Genomic DNA, 26,106 nt, shown 5'->3' with positions numbered 1-26,106 from the left:
TCTGAACAGCGTGATGAAAACACGAGAGTGGAAAAGAGAAGTGAAGAAACGGTGAACCTTTATGGCTCACCAATCACACGTGCGATGTCCGCCGAGGTCTTCAACGTGCGGATCTCGCTGAATAATTCAGTGGCATCGTCGTATTCTTTACGCAAATAGCCGAGCCACTGTTTGATGCGTGCGACGTGATACATCCCCGTGTCGCCCTGCTTTTCCAGCCGCACATATTTTTGTAGCAGCAGCATGACTTCCGGCCACGGCATACGCGGTTCGTTATACTTAATCACGCGGCTAAGATTCGGCACGTTCAGCGCGCCCCGCCCTATCATCACCGAGTCACAGCCCGTTGTCGCCATACAGTCCTGTGCGCTTTGCCAGTCCCAGATTTCGCCATTGGCGATCACCGGAATCCGCAGACGCTGGCGGATTTCTCCTATCGCCTGCCAGTTGATGCATTCCGCCTTGTAACCGTCTTCCTTCGTGCGGCCATGCACGGCCAGTTCGCTTGCGCCCGCCTGCTGCACCGCGTCGGCTATTTCAAACTGGCGAGCGCCAGAATCCCAGCCCAGCCGGATTTTCACCGTGACCGGCAAATGCGCAGGCACCGCCTCACGCATCGCTTTTGCGCCTTGATAAATCAGCTCAGGATCTTTTAACAGCGTTGCCCCGCCCCCGCTCCCGTTCACCAGTTTAGACGGGCAACCACAGTTGAGATCGACACCATACGAGCCCAGCTCGACCGCCCGCGCCGCATTTTCCGCCAGCCACTGTGGATATTGCCCCAGTAGCTGAACACGCACCAGCGTACCGGACGGCGTGCGGCTGGCATGGTGCAATTCCGGGCAAAGGCGATAAAAGGATTTAACCGGCAGGCACTGATCCACCACGCGTAAAAATTCAGTGATGCACAGGTCATAATCATTTACTTCAGTCAGCAGTTCTCGCACTAATGAGTCGAGAACCCCTTCCATCGGGGCAAGCAGAACACGCATAACGCTACTCGGTAACCATTCGATCGTTAATCACAGCCAGTCAGGCCAAAAAAAGCAGGCAATCTTAGGGGGTATTGTACGGGGAACGCAACGGGAAAGATAACGCTGGACGAGCCATGAGGTTGCCTCTTGTGAGCATATCATCAATAATTCGTGACGAATTTGTGCCTACACCGTCCTTGCGGACCACAACGAAGTATGACGAGTCTATTTATGTCGAATGTCAAAACCGCCGCGCTGCAACGTCCACAGCTTTCTTTGCCAAATAATGCCGACAAACTGCTGCTGCACTCCTGCTGTGCGCCCTGCTCGGGTGAAGTCATGGAAGCCATCACCGCTTCAGGCATCGACTACACCATTTTCTTTTATAATCCGAATATCCACCCACAGCGTGAATACCTGATCCGTAAAGAAGAAAATATCCGCTTCGCCGAACAGCATAACGTGCCGTTCATCGATGCGGATTACGACACGGATAACTGGTTCGAACGTGCCAAAGGCATGGAATGGGAGCCCGAACGCGGCATTCGTTGCACCATGTGCTTTGATATGCGCTTCGAGCGCACGGCACTGTACGCCGCCGAAAACGGCTTTAGCGTCATTTCCAGTTCGCTGGGGATTTCACGCTGGAAAAACATGCAGCAGATTAACGAATGTGGCCATAACGCCGCGCAGAAATATCCTGGCGTCGCTTACTGGGATTACAACTGGCGCAAAGGCGGCGGTTCATCACGGATGATCGAAATCAGCAAGCGCGAACGTTTCTATCAGCAGGAATATTGCGGCTGCATTTACTCCCTGCGCGATTCCAATAAGCATCGCAAATCACAGGGGCGCGATATTATCCGCATCGGTAAGCTGTATTACGGCGATGAAACCGAGTAACGCTACGTCAGAGTCAGGCACGCCCTACGGCGTGCCGTTTTCATTGCGTCTTATTTCTTCACATCGACCTGATAGAAAATATGCTTACCGAACGGGTCGACCTCATATCCCGTCACTTCTTTGCGCACCGGTTCAAAGATGGTGGAATGCGCAATCATGACGGCCGGTGCCTGATCGTGCATCATCTGCTGCGCCTGCTTGTACAGGGCAATACGCTGTTCGTGATCCTGTGAAGCGCGCGCTTCGATAATGAGTTTATCAAACGGTGCATAACACCATTTCGCCGAGTTGGAGCCGCCGTTAGCCGCCGTACAGGTAAAGAGCGGCCCGAAGAAGTTATCAGGATCGCCCGTTGCCGTTGTCCAGCCCATCAATGCGGCCTGATGTTCACCGCCTTTCACCCTTTTCAGATATTCTCCCCACTCGAAGGTGACAATTTTGGCCTGCACGCCCACTTTCGCCCAGTCGGCCTGAATCATCTCCGACATCCGACGGGCGTTCGGGTTATACGGACGCTGCACTGGCATCGCCCACAATTCGATAGTGGTGCCTTCCGCCAAGCCAGCTTCTTTCAGTAACGCCTTCGCCTTCTCGGGATCGTAGTCATAATCCTTCAGGTCACTGTCGGCACTCCAGACACCTGGCGGCAGCAGGTTTTTCGCCGCCGTTCCGGTTCCCTGAAAAACCGCTTCGATAATCGCTGGCTTGTTAATCGCCATCGTCAACGCCTGACGCACTTTCACATTATCCGTCGGCGCCTTCTGGGTATTGAACGACAGGAAACCGGTGTTCAACCCAGGCTTCTGCATCAGCACGATATCCTTGTTCTCTTTCATACGCGGCAGGTCGGCAGGATTAGGGAACGGCATAACCTGACACTCATTCTTTTCCAGCTTGGCGTACCGCACGGAGGCATCCGGCGTGATGGTGAAAATCAGCCGGTCCAGTTTGGCCTTGCCTTCCCAATAAGCGGGGAACGCCTTAAACAGAATGCGGGAATCTTTCTGATACTGCGCTAATTCAAACGGTCCGGTGCCAATCGGCTCCATATCCACGCGCTCCGGCGTCCCGGCTTTGAGCATGGCATCGGCATATTCCGCAGAGAGGATAGACGCGAAGTACCAGGCTAAATCGGCCAGAAATGGGGCTTCCGCATGGGAGAGCGTAAAGCGCACCGTGTGGTCATCCACTTTCTCGATGCTCTGGATCAGCGAGCCAAAGGACAAACTTTCAAAATTGGCATAGGTTCCTTTCGAGACGCTGTGGTAAGGGTGCTGCGGATCTTTTTGCCGCATGAAGGAGAAAATAACGTCGTCGGCGGTAAAATCACGTGAAGGTTTGAAGTATTTATTGCTCTGGAATTTCACGCCTTTGCGTAAATGGAAGGTATAGATGCGCCCATCCGCGCTGATGTCCCAGCGTTCCGCCAGACTGGGCACCAGCTCCGTGGTGCCAACTTTGAAATCCACCAGACGGTTATAGATTGGCACGGCGCTGGCATCCACACTGGTGCCAGAGGTGTAAAGCTGCGGGTTAAAGTTTTCTGGCGATCCTTCCGAGCAGTACACCAACGTATTCGCCGAGGCCGCAGAGGCGACCGCCAGCGTCAACGTGGCCAGAGTCAATCGTATTCCTGCTTTTTTCATTCCTGTCCTCGCTTGTTATTTATGTTCCACCACACCGTTATAAAAATCATGACGATAAAATGACAAATAAAACCCTCAAATGAAATAATTTCTACGTTAGGATAACGATTATGGCTTTTACTGAATAAAAAGGATTCGTTATGACAGCTAGTCTGGCTCATCAGCTCAGCACGCGTTTTTATCGTTACCTCGCCGTCACCAGCCAAAGTGATGCCCGTTCGACAACGTTGCCTAGCACGCCAGAACAGCATGAAATGGCGCGTCTACTGGCGGACGAACTGCGTGCGCTGGGCCTACAGGATGTCGTGATCGATGAGCACGCCACCGTGACAGCCGTGAAGCCGGGTAACTGTCCATCCGCACCGCGCATCGGTTTTATTACCCATATCGATACGGTTGACGTCGGCCTGTCACCGCACATTCACCCGCAAACGTTGCGCTTCACCGGTGAAGATCTGTGTCTGAACGCCGAACAGGACATCTGGCTGCGCACGGCGGAACACCCGGAAATTCTACCGTATGTCGGGCAGGACATTATTTTTAGCGACGGCACCAGCGTACTCGGCGCGGACAACAAGGCTGCCGTTACCGTGGTGATGACGCTCATGGAAAACCTGAGCGACGCGACGCCGCACGGCGATATTGTCGTGGCCTTCGTGCCGGATGAAGAGATTGGGCTGCGTGGTGCGAAAGCGCTCGATCTCAAACGCTTTGATGTCGATTTCGCCTACACCATCGACTGCTGCGAACTGGGTGAAGTGGTGTATGAGAACTTCAATGCGGCTTCCGCGGAAATTCGCTTTACCGGTGTGCCAGCTCACCCGATGTCGGCGAAAGGCGTGCTGGTTAACCCGTTGCTCATGGCACATGACTTTATCAGCCAGTTCGATCGCCATCAGACGCCAGAGCACACGGAGGGACGCGAGGGCTATGTCTGGTTTAACGATCTGACGGCGAACGCCAATGAAGCGACACTCAAAGTCTCCATCCGCGATTTTGATTTAACCACGTTTGAACAGCGGAAGCAGCAAATCGCCGCGATCGCAGAGAAGATTGGCGCGCAGTACCCAACAGGCAGCGTGACCTACACCCTCACCGACATCTACAGCAACATCAGCAACGCCATCACTGACGATCGCCGAGCCATCGACCTGCTATTTGCCGCACTGGACACGCTGGGTATTGACCCCAAAGTGACGCCGATGCGTGGCGGTACAGACGGTGCCGCGCTGTCTGCCAAGGGGTTACTGACGCCGAACTTCTTCACTGGCGCGCACAATTTCCACTCGCGCTTTGAATTTTTACCCGTGCCGTCGTTTGTAAAATCGTATGAAGTGGCGCTGAATTTATGCCTGCTGGCGGCGAAATAGTCGCGTTCAGAAAACGAGAAAGGCGGACATCCGTCCGCCTCGGTAAAACATCATCGACTTCTGCGCCAGCCGCAGCGCTGGTTTCGTCAGGCCGTATGCCTTATTTACGTTCGGGCTTTAGCCGACGATCAAACTGGAACGGTATAACCTCTACTCTCTGAATAATCCCGTAGAAATCCGGGTGTTCAGGGTTTAACAGGTAGTTATATTCTACGGGCGAGAGGGCGCTGGGGACTCGCAACGCGATAGAACTTTGGGTAAAGATCCACGCATCACCGTACACCGCCAGATCCGGCGGTGCTTCCTCAGCAGCCCAGTTGTCTGGCAATTCGGCCATATTGGCACTCTGAATCTGATCTTCAGGCACATCGATACGCATTAGCGTGTAATAATCCAGGATCTGCGCTGCGTGCAGGTGTACCAGCGTCTCCAGCATAGTCAGCGATGCGGTTTCTGAGACATAAACCATCGAGGTGCCGACACTGTTCCAGCGCCCTCCCGCCTCTTTTGCTCCGTATCCCGTCCAGGCTGTAGAAAGATACTTTGTCTTTGTCAGCCGATAGAGGATCAAGAGTACACACCATGCTCCAGACGCGTGAGCAATTTCATAACTTCATAAGCCCCGGTTTCGGATACCATCAGTTCTGTTGGTATTTTTCCGCCAAGCGCCCTGTTAGGTTCATTCAACCATTTTTGAGCGTCGTCTTTATCACCTTCGAACAGCTCTACCGCCCGATCGATAACACGGATGATACGCACTAGCCGTTCGCTTTGATCGGCGTTAAATCTTGCTTTGACGCTGCGGCTAAACGTCGTTGACGGAATACCGGACATTTTACGCAGGTCGCTTTGCGTTATCTTCGCCCAGTCAGCGATAAGGTTAGCAACATTGCCCTCAAGGCCTTCGCGAATCTGTCCCAGAAGCGCTACACCATCGGAATGGTGTAATCCGGCCACCTGCCATAAACGGGGCGGCCGAGTCTGCGTCGTCGATAAGCTAAATGTTTTCATGACAAACCTCCATTTGGAATTTTTATTATAACCAAATGGTAATTTCGCGCAAATAGTGGGCATCGACTTGCCATGATCTGGCGCAGCGATGTTCTATCGTCCACGCCGTCAAACGGCACAACCCGCAACAGCAAAATAACGCGATAAAAAAGGGAGCCAATGGCTCCCTATCGATTTTACTTGTCCGCTGGCTTACTGCGGTTTTGCGGACGCGGTGCGCGGCGCTGGCCTTCGCCACTGCCTTTCCCGCTATTGCCTTTATTCCCCCCCCAAGGGCTATCGCTATTACCGCCCGCTTTACGCGGCTGGCGATTGCCATCGGCTGGACGGCGTTCGCCCTGACTGCGCTCGGACTGACCGCGCGGCGCACCAGACTGCGCGCGAGGTGCCCCGTTACGTGCACCACCGCCGCCACGGTTGCCCTGACGACCATTCACGATCGGTTCCGCCTTAATGGATGGATCCGGCTCGTAGCCTTCAATAGCGATACGCGGAATCTCGCGCTTCAACAGGCGTTCGATATCACGCAGCAGTTTGTGTTCATCCACACAGACCAGCGACAGCGCTTCACCCGTGGCTTCCGCACGACCGGTACGGCCGATACGGTGAACGTAATCTTCCGGCACGTTTGGCAGCTCATAGTTCACCACATGCGGCAGCTGATCGATATCCAGACCACGCGCAGCGATATCCGTTGCGACCAGTACGCGAATGCTGCCATCTTTAAAGTTCGCCAGCGCACGAGTACGCGCTCCCTGACTTTTATTACCGTGGATAGCAGCGGCAGTAATACCGTCTTTTTCCAGCAGCTCGGCCAGGTGGTTAGCGCCGTGTTTGGTGCGGGTAAAGACCAGCACCTGCTGCCAGTTATTTTCACCAATCAACTGCGACAGCAGTTCACGCTTGCGGCGCTTATCAACAAAATGCACATGTTGCGTAACCAGTTCAGACGGCGTATTACGACGCACAACTTCAACCGAAGCAGGATTGGTCAGCAATTTGTTCGCCAGCGCTTTGATCTCATCAGAGAAGGTGGCGGAGAACAGCAGATTTTGGCGTTTAGCAGGCAGCTTCGCCAGCACACGGCGAATATCGTGAATGAAGCCCATATCCAGCATACGGTCCGCTTCATCCAGCACCAGAATTTCAATCTGTGACAGGTCAACGGCGTTCTGGTGTTCCAGATCGAGCAGACGTCCCGGCGTTGCCACCAGAATATCTACGCCACCGCGCAGTTTCATCATCTGTGGGTTAATGCTCACCCCACCGAATACGACCAGTGAACGCAGGCTCAGATACTTGCTGTACGCCTTCACATTTTCATCAATCTGTGCGGCCAGTTCACGAGTTGGCGTCAGGATCAGCGCACGCACCGGACGGCGACCTTTCCCTTTGTGCTGCACTTCACGGCTGGTCAGCAATTGTAATAACGGCAGCGTAAAGCCCGCCGTTTTGCCCGTACCCGTTTGTGCGCTGGCCATTAAATCGCGCCCTTCCAGCACGACAGGAATCGCCTGACGCTGAACGGGAGTAGGATCGCGATAACCCTGCTCGTCAATCGCGCGCAGAATATCGGCACTCAGGCCGAGAGAATCAAATGACATAAAAAGAACAACTCCAGATCCGCTCTGACCGGACAGCAGCCGGTGTAGTTTTCAGAGGGTCAATAAGACGGGTTTGGCGGGCCACTATTAACGCAACAACTCACGCAACAACAACATACGCAACAACCACGATGAACGAGCACAACTACGGTGCATGACTGTCGATGATTGTAGCAGAGATTATGAGCGCTAAGGGATTTTTATCTACGATAGTGCGCTTTTTCGCTATCGGCAGTCCATCGCCGCGGCAAGAGTGCGAGTGAGCGCGTTAAATACGTTTTTCCCCGCGTTTCCCTGGGCGCAATAAGGGGCAATTTTGACAATATTCCTGCGGCTGCGAGGCCTTGTAATAAAAACAGCAGGTACGACGAAAACGCACGTCACGGAAGCTTACCGAACGCCCCGCGACGGGAACCTGCGTTTTCGCACGAAAGAACGGTTTCAGCGGGTTGTCATCACAACCAAAACGCTCGCCGGGCGCAGCCAGCAAAGCGGCAAAATCCTGCTGCACCTGTTGTGCCAGCGTCATTCCCGGTGAACATGCCGCCGCCGGATCGTCCCACTCAATGCGCTGCTCGTATAACGAAAACACCCGTACCGCGACGTTTTCCCACAGAATGCGCAGCGGCGCACCCGACACCGTAGACAGCGTCTGTAGGATCGGCGACAGGTGTTGAGCAAACAGCGTGTCGAACAGGCTATCGCGCCACACGTCTCGTTGCCCCTGATCCGGCTGGGACACCGTCAGATCGTACAGCGGCATCGTCGACGTCCACAGGCGGTTATGTCCGAATTCCAGCACGCTGTTATCCAGCGTCATGTTCAGCCCTTTGTTATACACTGACATGGCGTACAGGCTGGCGGCCGTAGTTAAGAATCCAATCCGTTTCGCCAGCAGCGAGGCGGTAATCTTGATCGATGGAGACAGCAACGGCGGCGTCAGCGTTTCCAGCAGCCAGCGGCAATATTCAGGATCCAGCACCCGGCTGCTCGGGCAACTATCCTGCCCTGCCCGCAGTGAGGCATCGGTTAATTGCAGCGTGCCGGAGAGCATCGCCCACTGCTGTGCCGTCAGACGGTTAGCCAACATCGGCAGCGTGCTCCGCCACTTCACGTCCAAACGGAATACACAGCGGCGTGCCGAAAAACGGATCGTCAATGATGCGACAATTCAGGTTAAACACCGTCTTTACCATGGCTTCGGTGAGAATGTCGCGCGGATTGCCCTGCGCAAACACCGTTCGATTATGTACGGCCACCATGTGGTGCGCGTAGCGACACGCCAGATTCAAATCATGCAGCACCATCACGATGGTTTTGTGCTGCTGAGCGTTCAGTTCCCGCAACAAATCCAGCACCTCCATCTGATGCGCCAGATCGAGATAGGTCGTCGGTTCATCCAGCAGGACGATATCGGTATCCTGCGCCAGCGTCATCGCGATCCAGACGCGCTGGCGCTGCCCGCCGGACAGCGAATCCACCGCACGATCCTTTAATGCCAGCACGCCAGTGCTGCGCAACGCCTGAAGCACTTTTTCTTCATCCGTTGTCGACCACTGCTTCAACCATGACTGATGCGGGTAACGCCCCATCTTCACCAGTTGATAGACCGTCAGGCCTTCCGGCGCGGTCGGCGTTTGCGGAAGAATCGCCAGCGACTTCGCCACGTCAACGGTGGATTGCCGATGAATATCCGCCCCGTTGACAATAATCGTCCCACTCGTGGGTTTCAGCAGGCGGGCAAATGACTTCAATAACGTGCTCTTACCGCAGCCGTTACTGCCTACCAGTACCGAGATTTTCTGGGCGGGCAGCGTAATATCCAGCGTATCAATCACAACCTGTTTTTCGTAACTCAACGTCAGCGACTGGCTGGCAATCGCTTCTCGGTCAGTTGGGGGGATAGGTGTTGGCAACACATTCTCTAGCATAATCTTGCGATCTCAGTAACGTTGCCGAAGCAGTAAATAGATAAAGAAAGGCGTCCCAAGCACGGAGATAAAAATACCGGCAGGCAGATCCAGCGGTAAGAACGCCGTGCGGCCAATCAAATCGGCCACCATCACCAGTAATCCGCCCGTCAGCGCCGACACCAGCGCCAAACCGGGGAATGAGCGGCTCGCCAGCTTTTTCGCGATATGCGGAGCCAACAGGCCGACAAACGCCATCGCCCCCGCATAGGCAATCGCCGCGCCTGCCAGCGCAACGCTTAGCGTCAGTAGTGCAAGCCGCATACGCCCGACAGATTGCCCGACCCCGCAGGCCAGCGCATCATCCAGCTCATGGACATTAACATGCCGCGCCAGCCCCACCAGAAACGGTGCGCCAAGCAGCAACCAGCCCGCCAGCGCCGATACATGCTGCCACTGCGCGCCATAAATACTGCCCGTCAGCCACACGTAGGCCGTCAGCGTGGTGCCTATCGGGCTAAACACCAGCATCATGGTCACCGCCGCGCCCATAATGGCGGACAACCCAACGCCGACCAACACCAGCCGCAGCGGCGATGCGCCCTGCTTCCAGGCCAACAGATAAATGGCGACGGCGGTGATCCACGCTCCGCCCATCGCTGCCACAGGGAGCCAGCGCTGGCTTATCGCCGTCGCCAGAAACGAGAGAAAGAATACGGCGGCTGCCGATGCGCCGCTGGTAATCCCCAGAATATCCGGCGACGCCAGCGGGTTACGCACAATGCTTTGCAGAATCAAGCCGGATATCGCCAGCGCGCCACCCACCAGTAACGCCAGTAGCGCACGCGGCAAACGCAGATCGTTGACGATAAAGTGCACGCCGCTGTCTGCTTTTCCCAGCAGCGCCGACATCACCTGCGCGGGCGACAGCAGCACCTCGCCCAGAGACAGCGAGAGGAACACGACGGCTAACAGCACCAGCAGGAGCGACAACGCCACCGCAGACGTGCGGCAATCAATCTGGCGCGATACCCTTCCCACGCGCACGGTATACACCTTACCCATGCCGCATTCCCCTTCTTGCCAGATAAATGAAGAAAGGTGCCCCCAGCAGCGCGGTCATTGCGCCGATCGGCACTTCCTGCGGCACGATCAGCAAACGCGAGGCGACATCGGCCAGCAGCAACAGCGTGGCACCGAAAATAGCGCAGCCGGGCAGCAGCCAGCGGTGATCGGCAGACAGCACGCGACGCACAATATGCGGCACGATCAGCCCGACAAAACCGATATTTCCGGCTATCGCTACCGCGCCGCCCGCCAGTCCTATCACGCACAGCCCGGACAGCGCACGCACGAGCGCGGTTCGCTGTCCCAGCCCTTTGGCAATCTCATCGCCTGCCACCAGAATATTCAGGTGACGCGCCAGCAACAACGCGAGAAATAACGTAATAAGAAAGTATGGCAGGAGTGGTAACAGCATCGACAGGCTGCGGCCGGATACCGAACCAGCCAGCCAGAACAGCATACTGTCCAGCCCATCCTGATTGATCACCAGCAGCGCCTGCGTAAACGAAATAAACAGCGCGCTAATGGCGGCTCCGGCCAGCACAATGCGTAAGTGGCTAGAACGAGCGTTGCCTAGCGTTCCCAGCACGTACACCATGATGCCAGCAACGGCCGCCCCCAGATAGGCCGTCCACGCCAGCGCGATCTGCGAGGAAAAGGTAAATAACGAAGACAGCAGGACGATGGCAAACATGGCTCCCGCATTAATGCCAAATATCCCCGGCGAGGCCAGCGGATTACGCGTCAACGCCTGCATTAACGCCCCGGCAACGGCAAGGCTGGCGCCGACAACGATGGCAATCACCGTCCGCGACAGGCGGGTCGTCAACACCAGAATGTGATCGATTTGCTGTGGATCGTAATGGAACAGGGAACTGAACACGGCACCCAGAGAAATGGTGGTTTGTCCCAGCATCAGGCTGGCGACGATACTCAGCAGCAGCAATACAACTCCCACTGCCGTCACGATGCATTTTCTCATCGCGTCTGACTCTCCTTTGTACTATCGCTTTTTGTGCCAGCAGGCTCCATGTTGCCAGCAAACTGCCTTTCGATATCATCCAGCATGTTATTCGCACCTAAAATACCGCCAGACAGGCTCCAGGCTACGTTATCCACCGGATACACCTGTTGCTGCTGAGGCGCATGCAGTCGCTGCCAGAGCGGGTGCGCCTGCCAATCCCGGAAATTCTGCTCAACCGCTGGCTTACCTGAACGCAGCAGCACAAAGAACAGATCGGCATCCACCACCGGAATGCTCTCTTTGCTCGTAAGCTTTTGCATCACACCCGCCGTATAGCTTTCCGGCCGCGACCAAACAAAACCGATTTCCGATAGCACCGATCCGGCAAAGCTGGCAGGCAGATAGCTACGCATGTGATCTTCACGGAATTCAAGAATAGACACGCTAAGCGGCCAGCGTTCACCGAACCGGGCTTTCAACCGATCACGCAGCGAATCCACGCGCCAATCCCAATTGGATAGAATCGCGTTCGCCTTATCTTCCCTGTTCAGCGCTACGCCCATCATCTGCACCGTTTCTTTAAATTCAGACACCTTGTCCAGCGCAATCGTCGGCGCGATCTGCGACAGCAGACCGTAGATTTTCTCATGCCGAAACGTAGACGCCACGATGAGGTCAGGTTTAAGTAGCGCGATGGTTTCCAGACTGGGCTGCGTTTCCAGCCCAACCAGCGTTACGCCCTGCAAGGCGGGGCGAAGGTAGCGATAAATCGGCTTCTCCGTCCACGATTCCACTACGCCAATCGGCTTAATTCCCAGCGCCACGGCGGAGTCCGTCGCGCCCTGAAACAGCGTCACGATACGCAGCGGCGTCCCTGTCACAGTCGTCACGCCCATCGCATGCCGAATCTGACGCGGTGGTTCCACCGCCTGCGCCAAAGTCACCAGCAGAAAAGACAACAACACGGCCAGCGTAAAACGCTGCCGTGCTGCTGAATTAAAGACGGTGTTAAATCGTTTAATCTTAGAAATCAATCGAATAACCCAGCGTCACCGTGCGTCCACGCCCGGAGAAATAGCGCGTGTTGTTATTCAGTGCAGCCTGTGAGTAATACGTGATGTATTGCTTATCCAGCAGGTTAGCCACCGCAACATTGAGGCGACCATAAGGCAGTTTGTATCCCACCGCCGCATCCATCAGCAGATAGCCGTCAAACGCCATGCCCGCATCGTCAAAGCTGCGGCCAAAGGCATAATTCGCCTGCACGAATGAGCTCCATTGGTCATTCCAATTCGCTGACCAGCTGGTGATGAGGCGATCCGGTGCGATATTCAAGCCGTTGAATTTCTTATCCACCTTGCCATCACCATTGCTGTCATATTTCCCCTCGCTATGGGCGTAAGAGGCATTGATTTTATGCTGCTCGTTAATCTGGTAGCCGGCACTGACTTCTACCCCACGGATCTGGGTACGCTGACGCTGGGACACAAAGACATCACCTTGTGCCAGAACGCGTTCGCCCAGTTTTGATTTGGACTCATAGTAGCTGGCTTCAAAGTCAAACTTATCACGTTTAAAGCGGAAACCCGTCTCTACGTTATCCGTCACAATCGGCTTAAAGCCGTCAAAATTTTTCAGGCTAATACCGGGTTGATCAATGGCACGCAACGCACGACCCACATCCGGCATGCCAAACCCTTCCGAGTAGTTGGCAAACAGGCTGAGGGAATCCGTCGCCGCATAAACAATACCAGCGTTATACAGTGTCTCATTAAATTTCGGACTCCCCCCTGCTACGGATACACTATTATCTGCCTGAGAGGCCGTACTGGATGCCAGCGTTCGATAATCATTAACCTGAAGTTTGGCGATTTCATGGCGTACGCCCGCGTGTAACGTGACGTTATCCAGCAGTTGATATTCAGCCTGAACAAACGGTGAATAGTTGGTGTATTCCATCTCCGGCACATAGGTGCGCTTGGTCAGGTAGAGATCTTGCTTGCCCTTATCGTATAACGTATCGAAACCTACTGTGACTTTCAGCGTGTCATCCAGCAGATCGTCTTTGGTCAACGCCAGCTTAGTACCGTACTTATTGGCAACGGAGCGGGACTGATCGTAAAGCGTACCACGGGGAGCAATGGACGTATCCTGGAAGGTATCCGACAAGGTTGCACCAAACAGTGCCTCATAGCGCTGATTAAACACCAACGCGGACAGCTTCATCCCTGCCAGATCGTGGTGTTCATAGGTTAAGCCCGTTGTCCAAATGCTGTTATTCGGTGCCTCACCCGGCGGTGTACCGCGTACCGACGTGGTAGGAATACCGAGCCTGCGCACGCCGTCGACGCTAAGGTAGTCATTGTCACCTTTGATATGGTAGCGGTTCACGCTCAGTTGAACGCGCTGATAGTCATCCAGCCAGTATCCAACTTTCGCTAACAGGTCATAGGAGCGGGAGTCCATCGTATCGCCCTGCGTGTTATCCACGCCGACAGGACGATTGTTACCGTCCAGATACAGCCCCTGATTCTCATAGCCAATCGCGAACAGGTAGTCGAGATAATCTTCACGTCCGTCGACCCGATAAGTCGTCTTATAGCTGGCGGTTTCGCCGCGAATCTTTTCCGTCGGGATCGTGGTTTGCACATTGATGTGCTGATTAAATGAGCCGTTTTCCGGGCGACGGGTAATGATGTTAATCACCCCACCTGTTGCTCCCATTCCGTTGGTGGCGTTCGCGCCGTGAATGACTTCGATACGCTCGACCATCGAGTAATCTATCGTGTGCATCTCACGCCCAGTGGGGCGCAACGGGTTGGATTGCGGAATACCGTCGACCATGACCAGCGCGGCACGACCACGGAAAGTTTCACCGCTGCCGCTCATTTTCTGACGGCTAGGGGAGAACGAGGGCAGCAAATTGCTCAGAATTTGCGACGAGTCGGAAGTGACCTGCATCTGCTGCTCAATTTGCTCTTTGGTAATCACCGTGACCACCTGCGGCGCTTTCTGCTGCTGGATATTCGAGCGTGAGGCGGTAATGACCATCTCATCGCCGCTCGCCACATCCTTTTTAGTCGTGTCATCCTGTGCATACGCCGGAGCAATCAGCACGCATGGTGTCAATGCGAGTAAAGTGCGCATCTGGTTCACTGTCCTTCCCCTTTGGTTATGTATCCAATCGTGAATGCAAATCACTATCCGTGACGGTGACTTAACTAAAAACAGGCACCGCGACATGGACAAAAAAATGCCAAAATGCTTCGTTTCACGCGAAACACTTTGGCAGTGATGACTGGTCAAGCATTGAGAGAGGGGATATCACCCGTCGTAGGCATCAATGCAACCAGATCGCTATGTAATTGCTAATAACAATTATTATCATCCAATGAAATAAATTACAATTCTTTCAAAATCTTTCCATTTCTTTAGCAAAATAAAGGTGTTACACCAGATATAGGTGGTATTACGTGAGAATCTCGACCGGATGCAACGTATTTTTGTGAACTCGATCACACTAAATCACCATCAACCCTTGTAACTCGTCATATGATTAATCATTTCCAGAAATTAGAAACGACCTCCCCTCTTAACGGCCTGCGGGATCGCTACCGCCGACAAACGCACCGCTGATAAACAAGGAACTATGTTTGATAAACAAGGAACTATGCGTGATGAACAAGAGAAAACTGGCGTTCGCCGCCCTCGTCCTTATCCTGCTCGGTGCGGGTTACGGCTTTTATCACCATCAGAAGCAGCAGGAAAAACCGCTCACGCTCTACGGCAATGTCGATATCCGCACCGTCAATCTGGCCTTTCGCGTCGGCGGCAGAACGGCAGAGTTAAATGTAGATGAAGGTGATGCCGTACAGGCAGGTCAGCCGCTGGCAACGCTCGACGCCGTGCCTTATCTGAACGCACAAAACCAGGCACAGGCGAACCTCGCCAGTGCGCAAGCCCAGCTTCAGCTTGCGCAGGAAGGCTACCGGCAGGAAGAGATCGCACAGGTGCGCTCTCAGGTTGTCCAGAGTCAGGCGGCCTATGATTATGCCAACAGCTTCTATCTGCGCCAGCAAGGACTGTGGGATAAACGTGTTATTTCTGCCAACATGCTGGATGACGCCAGAACGACGCGCAATCAAGCGCTTGCGACGCTACAGGCAGCGAAAGACAAACTGAGCCAGTTTGAGCGCGGCAATCGGCCGCAGGAAATCGCCGCTGCACAGGCCGTAGTGGCACAGGCCGAAGCCGGACTGGCACAAGCCGAGTTGGATAAGCAGGATACCGTACTGCTGGCTCCCTCTCCCGGCGTAATCCTCACCCGTGCCGTAGAGAAAGGTAGCATGCTGGCGGCTGGCAGTACCGTTTTCACCCTCTCCCTCACTCGCCCTGTCTGGGTACGCGCCTACGTGAGTGAAAAAGATCTCGGTCGTGTCGTTCCCGGCAGCCACATGCTGATTTATACCGATGGCCGACCTAACCAGCCTTATCATGGCAAAATCGGTTTTGTTTCACCCAGTGCCGAATTCACACCGAAAAGTGTCGAAACGGAAGATTTACGCACCGATCTCGTTTACCGCCTGCGTATTGTCGTCAACGCCCCTGATGACGGTTTACGCCAAGGGATGCCTGTGACGCTGCGTTTTGAAGATGTGCCTGCGGAGGATGGCAACCGCAATAATCAAGAGCCCGTTCGCCATGACTAACATGCCCACGCAGATCGCGCTGGATGGGCTGGAAAAACACTTTGCCGGACAGGAAAAACCTGCACTTGCCAGCCTCAGCGCCGAGATACGCAGCGGCGCGGTAACCGGATTAGTTGGCCCAGACGGCGCGGGGAAAACCACCCTGCTGCGCATGCTGGCGGGGTTATTAACCCCCAGCCACGGTACGCTGCGCGTGGCGAATCTGGATCCCATCAAAGAAGATCGTCAGCTCCATGCCATTTTGGGCTATATGCCGCAAAAATTCGGGCTGTATGAAGATCTGACGGTGATGGAAAACCTGACGCTATACGCCGACCTACGCGGTATTACTGGCGCTGTGCGCAAAGAAACCTTTGCGCGCCTGCTGTCGTTTACCGATCTGACCCGCTTTACCGACAGGCTCGCGGGCAAACTGTCTGGCGGTATGAAACAGAAACTGGGGTTGGCCTGTACGCTGCTGGGACAGCCTAAGGTACTCCTGCTGGATGAACCGGGCGTGGGCGTCGACCCAATCTCTCGCCGTGAATTGTGGCACATGGTGCACGAACTGGCTGACGACGGCATGTTAATCCTCTGGAGTACCTCTTACCTCGATGAAGCGGAGCAGTGCCGGGATGTGCTGCTGCTGAACGAAGGTGAACTGCTGTATCGCGGTGCGCCACGCGATCTGACTGCACGCATGGCGGGACGCTGTATCCTGATTGATACGGGCGATCGCCGACATCGGGATGTATTACAGGAAGCGCTACGTCTGCCACAGGTCAGCGACGGTGTGATTCAGGGGCAATACGTTCGGTTGATGCTGAAACCCGATGCGGATCGGGCATCGTTACTCTCCGCCTTGCATCTGGAAGCAGGTAGCCTGAACGACACCGATCCGCGTTTTGAAGATGCCTTTATCGATCTGTTGGGCGGTGGCCCAGCCAGCGATTCATCGCTGGCAAGCATCATGCCACAGATTGACATTAGCGGCGGTGAAACGGTGATTGAAGCCCAGGCGCTGACGAAAAAATTTGGTGATTTCGCAGCAACGGATCACGTCAGTTTTCAGGTAAAACGGGGCGAAATTTTCGGCCTGCTCGGCCCAAACGGTGCGGGAAAATCGACTACCTTCAAGATGATGTGCGGCCTGCTGGTGCCGACTGACGGTAAGGCGCTGGTGCTCGATATGGATCTGAAAACCAGCTCCGGCAAAGCCCGCCAGCATTTAGGTTACATGGCGCAGAAGTTCTCGCTCTACGGCAACCTGACCGTCGAACAGAATCTGCGATTTTTCTCTGGCGTCTATGGACTAACGGGCAAAGCACAGCGCGATAAAATGGCGAGCATGACCGAGGCCTTCAACTTCCAGCCAATTTACCGCCAAACGCCGGATGCCCTACCGCTAGGGTTCAAACAGCGACTGGCGCTGGCCTGCGCGCTGATGCATGAGCCCGATATTCTGTTTCTCGATGAACCGACCTCCGGCGTCGATCCGCTCACTCGACGCGAGTTCTGGATACACATCAACGGCATGGTCAATCGCGGTGTCACGGTGATGGTCACCACCCACTTCATGGACGAAGCCGAATACTGCGATCGTATCGGATTGGTGTATCGCGGCAAGCTGATCGCCAGCGGTACGCCGGACGAACTAAAGCATCAGGCGGCCAGCCCACAGACGCCCTCGCCGACGATGGAAGAAGCGTTTATCACGCTGATTCAGGCTTACGATGGGGAGGCGGAACATGGTTGAGCAGAATGGAGCTAAACAGGATAGCGCGAGCCAACACGGTAGCACGCACCTTTCTGCACGCCGCCTGCGGGCGCTGTGCCTAAAAGAGACGCGCCAAATCTTGCGTGACCCTAGCAGTGGCCTGATTGCCTTCGTGATTCCGCTGCTACTGCTGTTTATCTTTGGCTACGGCATCAATCTGGATTCCAGCCGCCTGCATGTCGGTATCCTGATGGAGCAACAGAGCGAAGACGCACGCGATTTGGCGAATACCTTCGCGGCGTCGCCGTTTATCGAGCCGACCGTCAGCAATAATCGTCAACTCCTGATTCAACAGATGCAGGCCGGCCGCATTCGCGGGCTGATCGTGATCCCGACCGACTTTGCCGAACGGCTGGCACGACCGGGCGATCGCGCGCCGATCCAGATCATCACCGACGGCAGCGAACCCAACACGGCCAATTTTGTTCAGGGATACGCGGAAGGCATCTGGCTGCTGTGGCAACAGCAACGGGCGGAAGATCGCGGCGACACGTTCGAGCAACTTATCGAGGTGCAATCGCGCTACTGGTTTAATCCAGCCGCCATCAGTCAGCACTTCATCATTCCCGGCGCGATTACCATCATCATGACGGTGATTGGCGCCATCCTCACCTCGCTGGTCATCGCCCGCGAATGGGAACGCGGGACGATGGAGGCACTGCTCTCCACGCAGGTCACCCGCGCCGAGCTGCTGCTGTCCAAACTCATCCCTTATTACTTTCTCGGCATGATCGCCATGACGCTGTGTATTCTGGTGTCAACCTTCATTATGCAGGTGCCCTACCGCGGTTCGCTGATTTTGTTGTTTGTTATCAGCAGCCTGTTTCTTGCCAGCACGCTGGGCATGGGGCTGCTGATCTCCACCCTCACCCGCAATCAGTTCAACGCCGCGATGGTAGCGCTGAATGCCGCATTTCTACCGGCCATCATGCTGTCCGGCTTTATTTTTGAAATCGACAGCATGCCGGAATTTGTCCGCGGCGTGTCGTACTTCATCCCGGCACGCTATTTTGTCAGTACGCTGCAAACGCTGTTTCTCGCGGGAAATATCGGTACGGTGCTGATGACTAACCTGCTGTTTCTCATCCTGTCCGCGATGGTCTTTATTGGCCTGACGGCCTGGAAAACCCGGCGCAGGCTGGATTAGGAAGCGACTATGCTACATCGTCTATGGACGTTGATTATCAAGGAACTGCAATCACTGCTGCGCGATCCGCAAACACGCTCCATTCTGGTGTTGCCCGTCATTCTTCAGGTTTCCCTGTTCCCTTTCGCTGCGACGCTCGACGTCACCAATGCGACCATTGCGATTTACAGCGAGGACAGCGGGCCGCATGCGATAGAGCTGACGCAGCGCTTTGCCAAAGCGAAATCCTTTTCACATGTGCAGATGTTGCACAGTCCACAGGACGTCGCTGCTACGCTGGATAATCAGCGTGCGCTTCTCATCCTGCGCTTCCCACCGCAGTTTTCGCGTGATATCGCTAGCGGAAACAGTACATCGCTCCAGCTTATTCTGGATGGCAGACGTTCCAACAGCGCGCAGATTGCCGCCAACGACGTGCAGCACATCGTACGGGATTATCAGTTGGCACTGCTGGCAACCGGCAACGATACAGCGCACAACAACAGTGAACTGGTAGTGCGCCACTGGTATAACCCGAATCTGGACTACAAATGGTTTGTGGTGCCGTCGCTGATTGCCATGATCGCTACTATCGGCGTGCTGATTGTTACGGCGCTGTCGGTGGCGCGTGAGCGGGAACAAGGCACGCTGGAACAACTGCTGGTTTCGCCGCTGTCCACCAGCCAGATCTTCATCGGCAAAGCCATCCCCGCGCTAATTGTCGCCACGTTTCAGGCCACCATCGTGCTGCTGGCGGGCATACTGATTTTCCATATTCCTTTCGCCGGATCGCTGCTGCTGTTTTACACCACAATGCTGATCTATGGCCTGTCGCTGGTGGGCTTTGGCCTGCTGATTTCCTCGCTCTGTTCAACGCAACAGCAGGCGTTTATCGGCGTGTTCGTCTTCCTGATGCCAGCGATCCTGCTTTCCGGCTATGTGTCGCCGGTTGAGAATATGCCGATCTGGTTACAGCACATCACCTGGATTAACCCGATTCGTCACTTCACCGACATCACCAAGCAAATTTACCTTAAGGATGCAGATTTCAGCATTATCTGGGGAAGTCTGTGGCCGCTGTTCATCATCACGCTGACCACCGGCTCGGCAGCCTACGCCATTTTTAGACGGAATATTGCGTAATAGCAGATAAGGGAAAAAGATAACCAAGTGGCGTAAAAAATTGTGCTGAGGTGGCGTGACCGCCGTGTGAGCGGCAGGACGCCGCGAAAGCCAGTGCCGCGTCGGACAAAAACGTCAGAGACGTTTTTGAACAGCACTTGTGCTGGCCCGAAGGGCGAGCCCCATTTATGGGGCGAGTAAACGCGTCACTGGCGGCACGAATAGCGGTCACGAGCGCCGAAGGCACCGCGTAGCGGCACAATTAGCGCCAAACAGCCATAGGTCAAGGAGCTGCGGCAGCTGAGCGCTCCTTGTCGGGCGTGTGATGAGTCACAAAAAACGCTATGTTTGACACGCCCGAAACCTTTGCACGGATTCACATAACGCAGTGAAACATTTAGGTTACAGCTTTGCCCTTAACGACGGTTACCGAAAATACGCAGCAGCATCAGGAACAGATTGATGAAGTCGAGGTACAGCGTCAACGCGCCCACGATGGAGTATTTACGGAAGCTGTCTTTGTCATCAACGGACAACTGTTCGCCGATGTTTTTCAGCTTCTGGGTGTCATACGCGGTCAGACCGACAAACACCACCACACCGATATAGGTGACAGCCCACATCAGCGCTTCGCTTTTCAGCCACAGGTTCACCAGCGAAGCCAGCACAATCCCGATCAGCGCCATGAACAACATGCTGCCAAAGCCGCTCAGATCACGCTTCGTGGTGTAGCCATACAGGCTCATCGCCCCAAACATCCCCGCCGTAATCACGAAGGTGCTGGCGATGGATTCACCGGAGTACATGATGAAAATGCTGGAGAGCGTCAGCCCCGTCAGCGCGGAATAAAGCATAAACAGCGACGTGGCGACCGTGCCGCTCAGGCGCTGCACCATGCCAGAAATCACAAAGACCAGCCCCAGTTGGGCAATGATCAGGCCGAAGAACGTGATCTGGCTGGAGAAAACGAAATTCAGTACGGCAGGCGTATTCGCCGCATACCAGGAGACAAACGCCGTCAACAGCAGGCCACAGGTCATCCAGCCATAAACCTGCGCCATATAGGCTTGAAGACCAGACTGCGAGCGTTCAACGATTGAACCCGAGCGTGGATATCTGTCCATGATGTTACCTTTGCATAAAGTTATCTGATTAACGCGGCGCAAACCGCCCGTTTGGGGGATCGAGACTGAATATTCTCTCCCCGCCATCCTTTTATCCTAACACAGAAATGGACTACCAGCGCTGCGCGGCCTGTTTATCACTGTCGCGTGATTCTACCCAGCGTTCACCCTCCGGCGTCGCTTCTCGCTTCCAGAACGGCGCGCGGGTTTTCAGGTAATCCATGATGAACTGGGCAGCATCGAACGCCGCGCTACGGTGAGCGGCACTGACGCCAACGAACACAATTTCATCTCCTGGATAGAGTGCACCCACCCGATGAATCACACTGACGCGCGGCAGTTCCCAGCGCTCGCGTGCCAGCTCGACAATCTCCGCTAGCGCCTTTTCCGTCATGCCGGGGTAATGTTCCAGCGTCAATGCGCTAACATTTTTCGCCAGATTGTGGTTACGCACCTTGCCGGTAAACGTCACCACCGCGCCGTCCTCATCACACTGCGCCAGCCACTGATATTCATCACCTACATTGAAGTTCTCTTCGCCGACCAGAATACGCGTGTCTGCCACGATTAACCTCCTGTTACCGGAGGGAAAAACGCCACTTCATCGCCATCCTGTAACGGGTGCGTGAGCTCAACCAGCGACTGATTCACCGCGGCCAGCAGCTTGCCGGATTCCAGTGCCAGCGCCCAGCGTGCGCCGCGTTGGCAAAGCGCCTGTCGGACATCCTCTACGGTGGCATACTCAGCAGGCAGCGACAGGCTGTCTGTCTCGATCAGTTCACGGACTTGTGCAAAAAACAGAATCGTAATCATGCGCCCTCCGCCGTAAAGTCGCCGGATTTGCCGCCGCTTTTCGCCAGCAGGCGCACGGGACCAATCACCATGTCTTTCTGCACGGCCTTGCACATGTCATAGATGGTCAGGGCGGCGACGGAAGCCGCCGTCAGCGCCTCCATCTCCACGCCCGTTTTCCCCGTCAGGCGACACACGGATTCGATACGAACCCGATTGTGCTCCGGCTGCGCCTCCAGCTCGACAGCAACTTTGCTCAGCAGCAGAGGATGACAAAGCGGAATCAGTTCCCAGGTGCGTTTCGCCGCCTGAATCCCGGCGATGCGTGCAGTAGCGAACACGTCGCCCTTGTGGTGGCTGCCAGCAATAATCATCGCCAGCGTCTGCGGTGCCATTTCAACAAACGCTTCCGCGCGGGCTTCACGCACGGTTTCAACTTTGGCGGAAACATCCACCATTGCGGCTTCGCCAGCGGCGTTAATGTGGGTCAATTGTGGCGTCAGTGATGACGCCATAGATTTAGATGATGACATAGTGAATAAGGCTTACCGTTAAGAGGATTTTTTCAAGTGCGGGTAAAAATTGCACGGCTTCTGGCGCGCATCCAACTGTTCCTGAATGATGCGTTCCCATGCGGTCCGACAGGCACGAGTCGAACCCGGCATGGCAAAAATCACCGTCTGGTTAGCCAGACCGGCAAGCGCACGGGATTGCAGCGTCGCCGTCCCTATATCTTCGTACGACACCATACGAAACAGCTCGCCGAAACCTTCAATTTCCCGATCGAACAAGACGCCAATGGCTTCCGGCACCACATCCCCTGCGGTAAAGCCCGTGCCGCCATTAATCAAAATGCCCTGCACCTCATCGCTGGCAATCCACGCCGAAACCTGTGCCCGAATCTGGTACAGATTCTCTTTCACAATAGCGCTATCGACAATGCGATGCCCTGAGGACTGTGCCGCTTCGCGCAGATAGTCGCCGGATGTGTCATCTTCCGCGCTACGACGTTCGGAAACGGTCAAAACCGCAAGATTGAGAGAAACGAATTCGCTGCTGACTTTGCTCATGTCAGGCTCCTTTAAGAATCAGTGATGTCGCGGATTAACCGCCGATAAATGACAGATTTTGCGTGATGCCGCTGTTGCCTTCATGCAGAAAGTGCGTCTGCTTCTTCGTCGACAATCCACCCGAGATACGCATTTTCAAATCATCAAGATGATCATCGTCGGCCAGCAAATCACGCAGTGGAATACCCTGTTCACCAAAGAGGCACAGATGAAGATTCCCTACAGCGGATACGCGCAGACGGTTACAGCTCAGGCAGAAATCTTTTTCATACGGCATAATCAGCCCGATTTCTCCCTGATAGTCAGGGTGGCTAAACACCTGAGCAGGGCCGTCGCTGCGTGCGCGTTGTTGCTGCTGCCAGCCTTGTTGCAGCAGTTGCTGACGGATCACCTCGCCAGAGACATGGTGACGGCGGAACACGTCGCCCCCTTCCCCGGTTTCCATCAATTCAATAAAGCGCAGTTGAATCGGGCGGTGTTTAATCCAGTCGAGGAAAGTTTGCAGGCTGCCTGCGTTTACATCACGCATCAGCACCGTGTTGACTTTGACCTTGGCAAAGCCACAGTCAAAGGCCGCATCAATGCCATCCATTACCTGGCGGAATTTGTCCTGCCCGGTAATCGCGTGAAACTGGCGTGCATCCAGGCTGTCGACGCTGACATTCAGCGCCGTCAGGCCAGCATCTCGCCATTGAGCAACGTCGCGTGCCAAACGGTAGCCGTTAGTGGTTACCGCCAGCGTGCGGATAGCAGGGTTTTCACGGATCGCCGCGATGATATCGACAAAGTCACGGCGCAAAGACGGTTCACCACCGGTGAGGCGGACTTTTTCCGTCCCTAATTCGGCAAAGGCGCGGCTGACGCGACGAATTTCATCGAGCGATAAAAAGCGATGTGGATTCTTACCATTGGCCTGATAGCCATCCGGCAGACAGTAGGTACAGCGAAAATTGCAGACGTCTGTGATAGACAGACGCAAATAGTAGAACTTGCGCGCAAACGCATCAGTCAGTTGACTCACCATAAACACCTTTCCAAATACGGGAGATGCAGGCATTTCTGCCTCGCACCCTGGTGACCACGAAGGCCACGGCCAGGGCACCGTATCACGCGCAACACGCGCATCACTTAGGCACCAAGGCTAGGAGTTTGATTCCTATCAGTTATCCGTTAAACAGCAACGAGATAATCGTTCAAGAATCGTGATTTCATTAAGCAGTCTACTGCGAAAAAGCACAGCCAACCACTCTCAAAATCGGTATATAATTAAATATATAGCGAATTTTCAATATCTTATGATGCACAGCATACGGAAAAATATGCGACAGAAATTGTCTCAGGTCATGCCTGCGTGAGGATTTTTCGCCTTTTAAGTGGAAATCAGCTACCTTAGCGACGATCGTCACACGTAGTTAATATTTCTCTGGCTCATTCATAAGGTTTTCTATGCGCAATCGCACGTTGGCCGACCTCGATAGGGTTGTCGCACTCGGAGGCGGGCACGGTTTAGGTCGTGTGATGTCTTCGCTCTCTTCCCTGGGTTCACGGCTAACCGGCATTGTCACGACGACAGATAACGGCGGCTCAACTGGCCGCATCCGTCGTTCTGAAGGCGGCATTGCCTGGGGCGATACCCGCAACTGTCTGAATCAACTGATTACAACGCCCAGCGTGGCATCCGCAATGTTTGAGTACCGGTTTAACGGTAACGGTGAACTTGCCGGACACAATCTGGGTAACCTGATGCTAAAAGCGCTCGACCACCTGAGCGTGCGTCCGCTGGAAGCCATCAATCTGATTCGCAACCTGCTCAAGGTGGACGCTTTTTTAATTCCGATGTCCGAGCATCCTGTCGATTTAATGGCGATTGATGAACAGGGCAACCCCGTTTATGGTGAAGTCGAGATCGATCAGCTGGCAACCTTGCCGCAGGATTTGATGCTGTACCCGGCTGTAAAAGCCACGCGCGAGGCGATTGATGCCATTGCAAAAGCCGACCTGATTTTGATTGGTCCCGGCAGCTTTCTGACCAGTCTGATGCCGTTGTTGCTGCTGAAAGATCTGACACAGGCGATCCGCCGCACACCCGCACCCATGGTGTACATCGGCAACCTGGGCAATGAGCAGAGTAATCCCGCCGCCCGCCTGACGCTGGCGGAGAAACTATCCTGGATTGAACACAAGGTAGGGAAACCCGTGGTTGATGCCGCGGTTGTCGGTCCAAAAGTCGATATCAGCCAGATCGGCGACCGTCTGATCGTACAGCAGGCACTGGCAGCAGAAGATGTTCCTCACCATCATGACCGTGAGTTACTGCGTCAGGCCATCGATCGGGCGCTACAGCTGCTGGGCTAACGATCTAACGTGGCAGGGGTGGGCTTTGGCAGCGTTCACTACTTACCAGAGTTGGGGTATTCATACTGATAAACGGACGGTATTCTTCGTATATCTTCGCAGCCTGAGCACGGCTGCCAATCTCATTGAGAATGGCTTTAGCCTGAAAATGACGTTTCAACATATCGACGTCGTTGCACGGTGGAAGGTATGAGAGATTTACACCCAAATCGGAAAATTTACTCATCAATGCAGAAAGTTCATCGCGCACCTTGTTGATTCTCACCTCAGGATCCAGTGATTTTACCGAAAGCTCAATACCTTCCGCGCGCTGATCGAGCAATCTTTCACGCTCGGTGAGTCGTTGAATTTGCTGGTTTACTCCCTCTTCGCGTGCGGCCAACTGCTGTTCGCGAAAGTCCGTAATCGACGTTTGCTTCACGAGCACCAGCTCTCTTTCGCGAATCTGATTGAGTTGTTCATTACGATAATCTTCAAACTGTAATTTTTGCTGATAGTTGTACAGCGTCCAACCAGACAGCGCCACCACCACAATAATGAATGTTTTAGCGTTATTTTTGATGAATTCCCGATCAATCATCCGACAAAAAAACCTCGTTCTGCTG

At 54.6% G+C, this 26,106-nt stretch carries 25 protein-coding genes and 1 riboswitch; of the genes, 7 read left to right on the top strand and 18 right to left on the bottom strand.

Going from position 1 to position 26,106, the window contains the following annotated elements:
- Positions 1-59 precede the first annotated feature (59 nt).
- The gene (gene dusC, locus KKH3_RS07035) at positions 60-992 is read right to left on the bottom strand and encodes a tRNA dihydrouridine(16) synthase DusC (RefSeq protein WP_039357417.1); all 933 of its coding nucleotides are present in this window, start codon (positions 990-992) and stop codon (positions 60-62) included.
- Positions 993-1,205: 213 nt separating this feature from the next.
- On the opposite strand from dusC, the gene KKH3_RS07030 reads away from it, so the two are divergent.
- The gene (locus tag KKH3_RS07030) at positions 1,206-1,877 is read left to right on the top strand and encodes an epoxyqueuosine reductase QueH (RefSeq protein WP_039357414.1); all 672 of its coding nucleotides are present in this window, start codon (positions 1,206-1,208) and stop codon (positions 1,875-1,877) included.
- A gap of 50 nt (positions 1,878-1,927) precedes the next feature.
- Here KKH3_RS07030 and KKH3_RS07025 read toward each other — a convergent pair whose 3' ends face one another.
- A complete protein-coding gene (locus KKH3_RS07025) occupies positions 1,928-3,523 on the bottom strand; it encodes an ABC transporter substrate-binding protein (RefSeq protein WP_039357412.1) in 1,596 nt (531 codons plus the stop codon).
- 140 nt (positions 3,524-3,663) lie between these two features.
- On the opposite strand from KKH3_RS07025, the gene pepT reads away from it, so the two are divergent.
- A complete protein-coding gene (gene pepT, locus KKH3_RS07020; RefSeq protein ID WP_039357411.1) occupies positions 3,664-4,893 on the top strand; it encodes a peptidase T in 1,230 nt (409 codons plus the stop codon).
- Positions 4,894-4,993: 100 nt separating this feature from the next.
- Here the strand turns inward: pepT and KKH3_RS07015 are convergent, their stop codons facing one another.
- From KKH3_RS07015 to KKH3_RS06975, 9 genes are all read right to left on the bottom strand, one after another.
- Positions 4,994-5,464: an RES family NAD+ phosphorylase gene (locus tag KKH3_RS07015; RefSeq protein ID WP_039357409.1), complete on the bottom strand. Its 471-nt coding sequence runs from the start codon at positions 5,462-5,464 to the stop codon at positions 4,994-4,996.
- Positions 5,461-5,904, bottom strand: a complete 444-nt coding sequence (gene parS, locus KKH3_RS07010; protein ID WP_039357407.1) for an Xre family toxin-antitoxin system antitoxin — start codon at positions 5,902-5,904, stop codon at positions 5,461-5,463. The genes KKH3_RS07015 and parS overlap by 4 nt, the downstream gene beginning before the upstream one ends.
- 176 nt (positions 5,905-6,080) lie before the next feature.
- Positions 6,081-7,508 (bottom strand): ATP-dependent RNA helicase RhlE, encoded by a 1,428-nt coding sequence (gene rhlE / locus KKH3_RS07005; RefSeq protein ID WP_039357405.1) that lies wholly within the window; start codon positions 7,506-7,508, stop codon positions 6,081-6,083.
- A 268-nt stretch (positions 7,509-7,776) separates the two neighbouring features.
- Complete coding sequence (locus KKH3_RS07000; RefSeq protein ID WP_039357403.1) at positions 7,777-8,598, bottom strand: IucA/IucC family C-terminal-domain containing protein; 822 nt, start codon at positions 8,596-8,598, stop codon at positions 7,777-7,779.
- The gene (locus KKH3_RS06995) at positions 8,588-9,439 is read right to left on the bottom strand and encodes an ABC transporter ATP-binding protein (protein ID WP_052201310.1); all 852 of its coding nucleotides are present in this window, start codon (positions 9,437-9,439) and stop codon (positions 8,588-8,590) included. The genes KKH3_RS07000 and KKH3_RS06995 overlap by 11 nt, the downstream gene beginning before the upstream one ends.
- Before the next feature lie 12 nt (positions 9,440-9,451).
- On the bottom strand, positions 9,452-10,483 hold the full coding sequence (locus tag KKH3_RS06990) for a FecCD family ABC transporter permease (RefSeq protein WP_039357401.1): 1,032 nt from the start codon (positions 10,481-10,483) through the stop codon (positions 9,452-9,454).
- Positions 10,476-11,465 carry a FecCD family ABC transporter permease gene (locus tag KKH3_RS06985; RefSeq protein ID WP_039357399.1) on the bottom strand — a complete coding sequence of 330 codons (990 nt, stop codon included), beginning with the start codon at positions 11,463-11,465 and terminating at the stop codon, positions 10,476-10,478. The genes KKH3_RS06990 and KKH3_RS06985 overlap by 8 nt, the downstream gene beginning before the upstream one ends.
- Positions 11,462-12,481 (bottom strand): ABC transporter substrate-binding protein, encoded by a 1,020-nt coding sequence (locus tag KKH3_RS06980; RefSeq protein WP_039357397.1) that lies wholly within the window; start codon positions 12,479-12,481, stop codon positions 11,462-11,464. The genes KKH3_RS06985 and KKH3_RS06980 overlap by 4 nt, the downstream gene beginning before the upstream one ends.
- Positions 12,471-14,594 (bottom strand): TonB-dependent receptor, encoded by a 2,124-nt coding sequence (locus tag KKH3_RS06975; RefSeq protein ID WP_039357394.1) that lies wholly within the window; start codon positions 14,592-14,594, stop codon positions 12,471-12,473. Before KKH3_RS06975 ends, KKH3_RS06980 begins: the two co-directional genes overlap by 11 nt.
- A gap of 530 nt (positions 14,595-15,124) precedes the next feature.
- Between KKH3_RS06975 and hlyD the strand changes: the two genes are divergently transcribed.
- From hlyD to KKH3_RS06955, 4 genes are read left to right on the top strand one after another with little or no spacing between them, the layout of a single operon-like run.
- Entirely contained in the window at positions 15,125-16,156 is a 1,032-nt protein-coding gene (gene hlyD / locus KKH3_RS06970; RefSeq protein ID WP_039357392.1) for a secretion protein HlyD, read from the top strand.
- A complete protein-coding gene (locus tag KKH3_RS06965) occupies positions 16,149-17,891 on the top strand; it encodes an ATP-binding cassette domain-containing protein (protein ID WP_039357389.1) in 1,743 nt (580 codons plus the stop codon). Before hlyD ends, KKH3_RS06965 begins: the two co-directional genes overlap by 8 nt.
- Positions 17,884-19,059, top strand: coding sequence for an ABC transporter permease (locus tag KKH3_RS06960; protein WP_039357387.1), 1,176 nt, complete (start codon positions 17,884-17,886; stop codon positions 19,057-19,059). Before KKH3_RS06965 ends, KKH3_RS06960 begins: the two co-directional genes overlap by 8 nt.
- 9 nt (positions 19,060-19,068) lie before the next feature.
- Positions 19,069-20,181, top strand: coding sequence for an ABC transporter permease (locus KKH3_RS06955; RefSeq protein ID WP_039357384.1), 1,113 nt, complete (start codon positions 19,069-19,071; stop codon positions 20,179-20,181).
- A 395-nt stretch (positions 20,182-20,576) separates the two neighbouring features.
- On the opposite strand, the gene KKH3_RS06950 is transcribed toward KKH3_RS06955, so the two are convergent.
- The 6 genes from KKH3_RS06950 to moaA form a co-directional block, all read right to left on the bottom strand.
- Positions 20,577-21,284: a Bax inhibitor-1/YccA family protein gene (locus tag KKH3_RS06950; RefSeq protein WP_010297658.1), complete on the bottom strand. Its 708-nt coding sequence runs from the start codon at positions 21,282-21,284 to the stop codon at positions 20,577-20,579.
- A 112-nt stretch (positions 21,285-21,396) separates the two neighbouring features.
- Positions 21,397-21,849, bottom strand: a complete 453-nt coding sequence (gene moaE, locus KKH3_RS06945) for a molybdopterin synthase catalytic subunit MoaE (RefSeq protein WP_010297660.1) — start codon at positions 21,847-21,849, stop codon at positions 21,397-21,399.
- Positions 21,850-21,851: 2 nt separating this feature from the next.
- Positions 21,852-22,097, bottom strand: coding sequence for a molybdopterin synthase sulfur carrier subunit (gene moaD / locus KKH3_RS06940; RefSeq protein WP_039357379.1), 246 nt, complete (start codon positions 22,095-22,097; stop codon positions 21,852-21,854).
- Positions 22,094-22,609, bottom strand: coding sequence for a cyclic pyranopterin monophosphate synthase MoaC (gene moaC, locus KKH3_RS06935; protein WP_052201309.1), 516 nt, complete (start codon positions 22,607-22,609; stop codon positions 22,094-22,096). The genes moaD and moaC overlap by 4 nt, the downstream gene beginning before the upstream one ends.
- Before the next feature lie 18 nt (positions 22,610-22,627).
- Positions 22,628-23,146, bottom strand: coding sequence for a molybdenum cofactor biosynthesis protein B (gene moaB, locus KKH3_RS06930; protein ID WP_039357374.1), 519 nt, complete (start codon positions 23,144-23,146; stop codon positions 22,628-22,630).
- A 34-nt stretch (positions 23,147-23,180) separates the two neighbouring features.
- Positions 23,181-24,170, bottom strand: coding sequence for a GTP 3',8-cyclase MoaA (gene moaA / locus KKH3_RS06925; RefSeq protein ID WP_039357371.1), 990 nt, complete (start codon positions 24,168-24,170; stop codon positions 23,181-23,183).
- A riboswitch (molybdenum cofactor riboswitch) is annotated at positions 24,158-24,306 on the bottom strand. (Overlaps the previous gene by 13 nt.)
- Before the next feature lie 286 nt (positions 24,307-24,592).
- Here moaA and yvcK point away from each other — a divergent pair.
- Positions 24,593-25,501, top strand: coding sequence for a uridine diphosphate-N-acetylglucosamine-binding protein YvcK (gene yvcK, locus KKH3_RS06920; RefSeq protein ID WP_039357368.1), 909 nt, complete (start codon positions 24,593-24,595; stop codon positions 25,499-25,501).
- Between the two features lie 4 nt (positions 25,502-25,505).
- On the opposite strand, the gene KKH3_RS06915 is transcribed toward yvcK, so the two are convergent.
- Positions 25,506-26,081: a hypothetical protein gene (locus KKH3_RS06915; protein ID WP_039357366.1), complete on the bottom strand. Its 576-nt coding sequence runs from the start codon at positions 26,079-26,081 to the stop codon at positions 25,506-25,508.
- Between the last annotated feature and the right edge of the window lie 25 nt (positions 26,082-26,106).

It is taken from the genome of Pectobacterium actinidiae (genome assembly GCF_000803315.1).
Taxonomy (GTDB): domain Bacteria; phylum Pseudomonadota; class Gammaproteobacteria; order Enterobacterales; family Enterobacteriaceae; genus Pectobacterium; species Pectobacterium actinidiae.
Note: the sequence above shows the minus strand (reverse complement) of the source record. Positions and strands in the feature narration are given on the sequence as shown.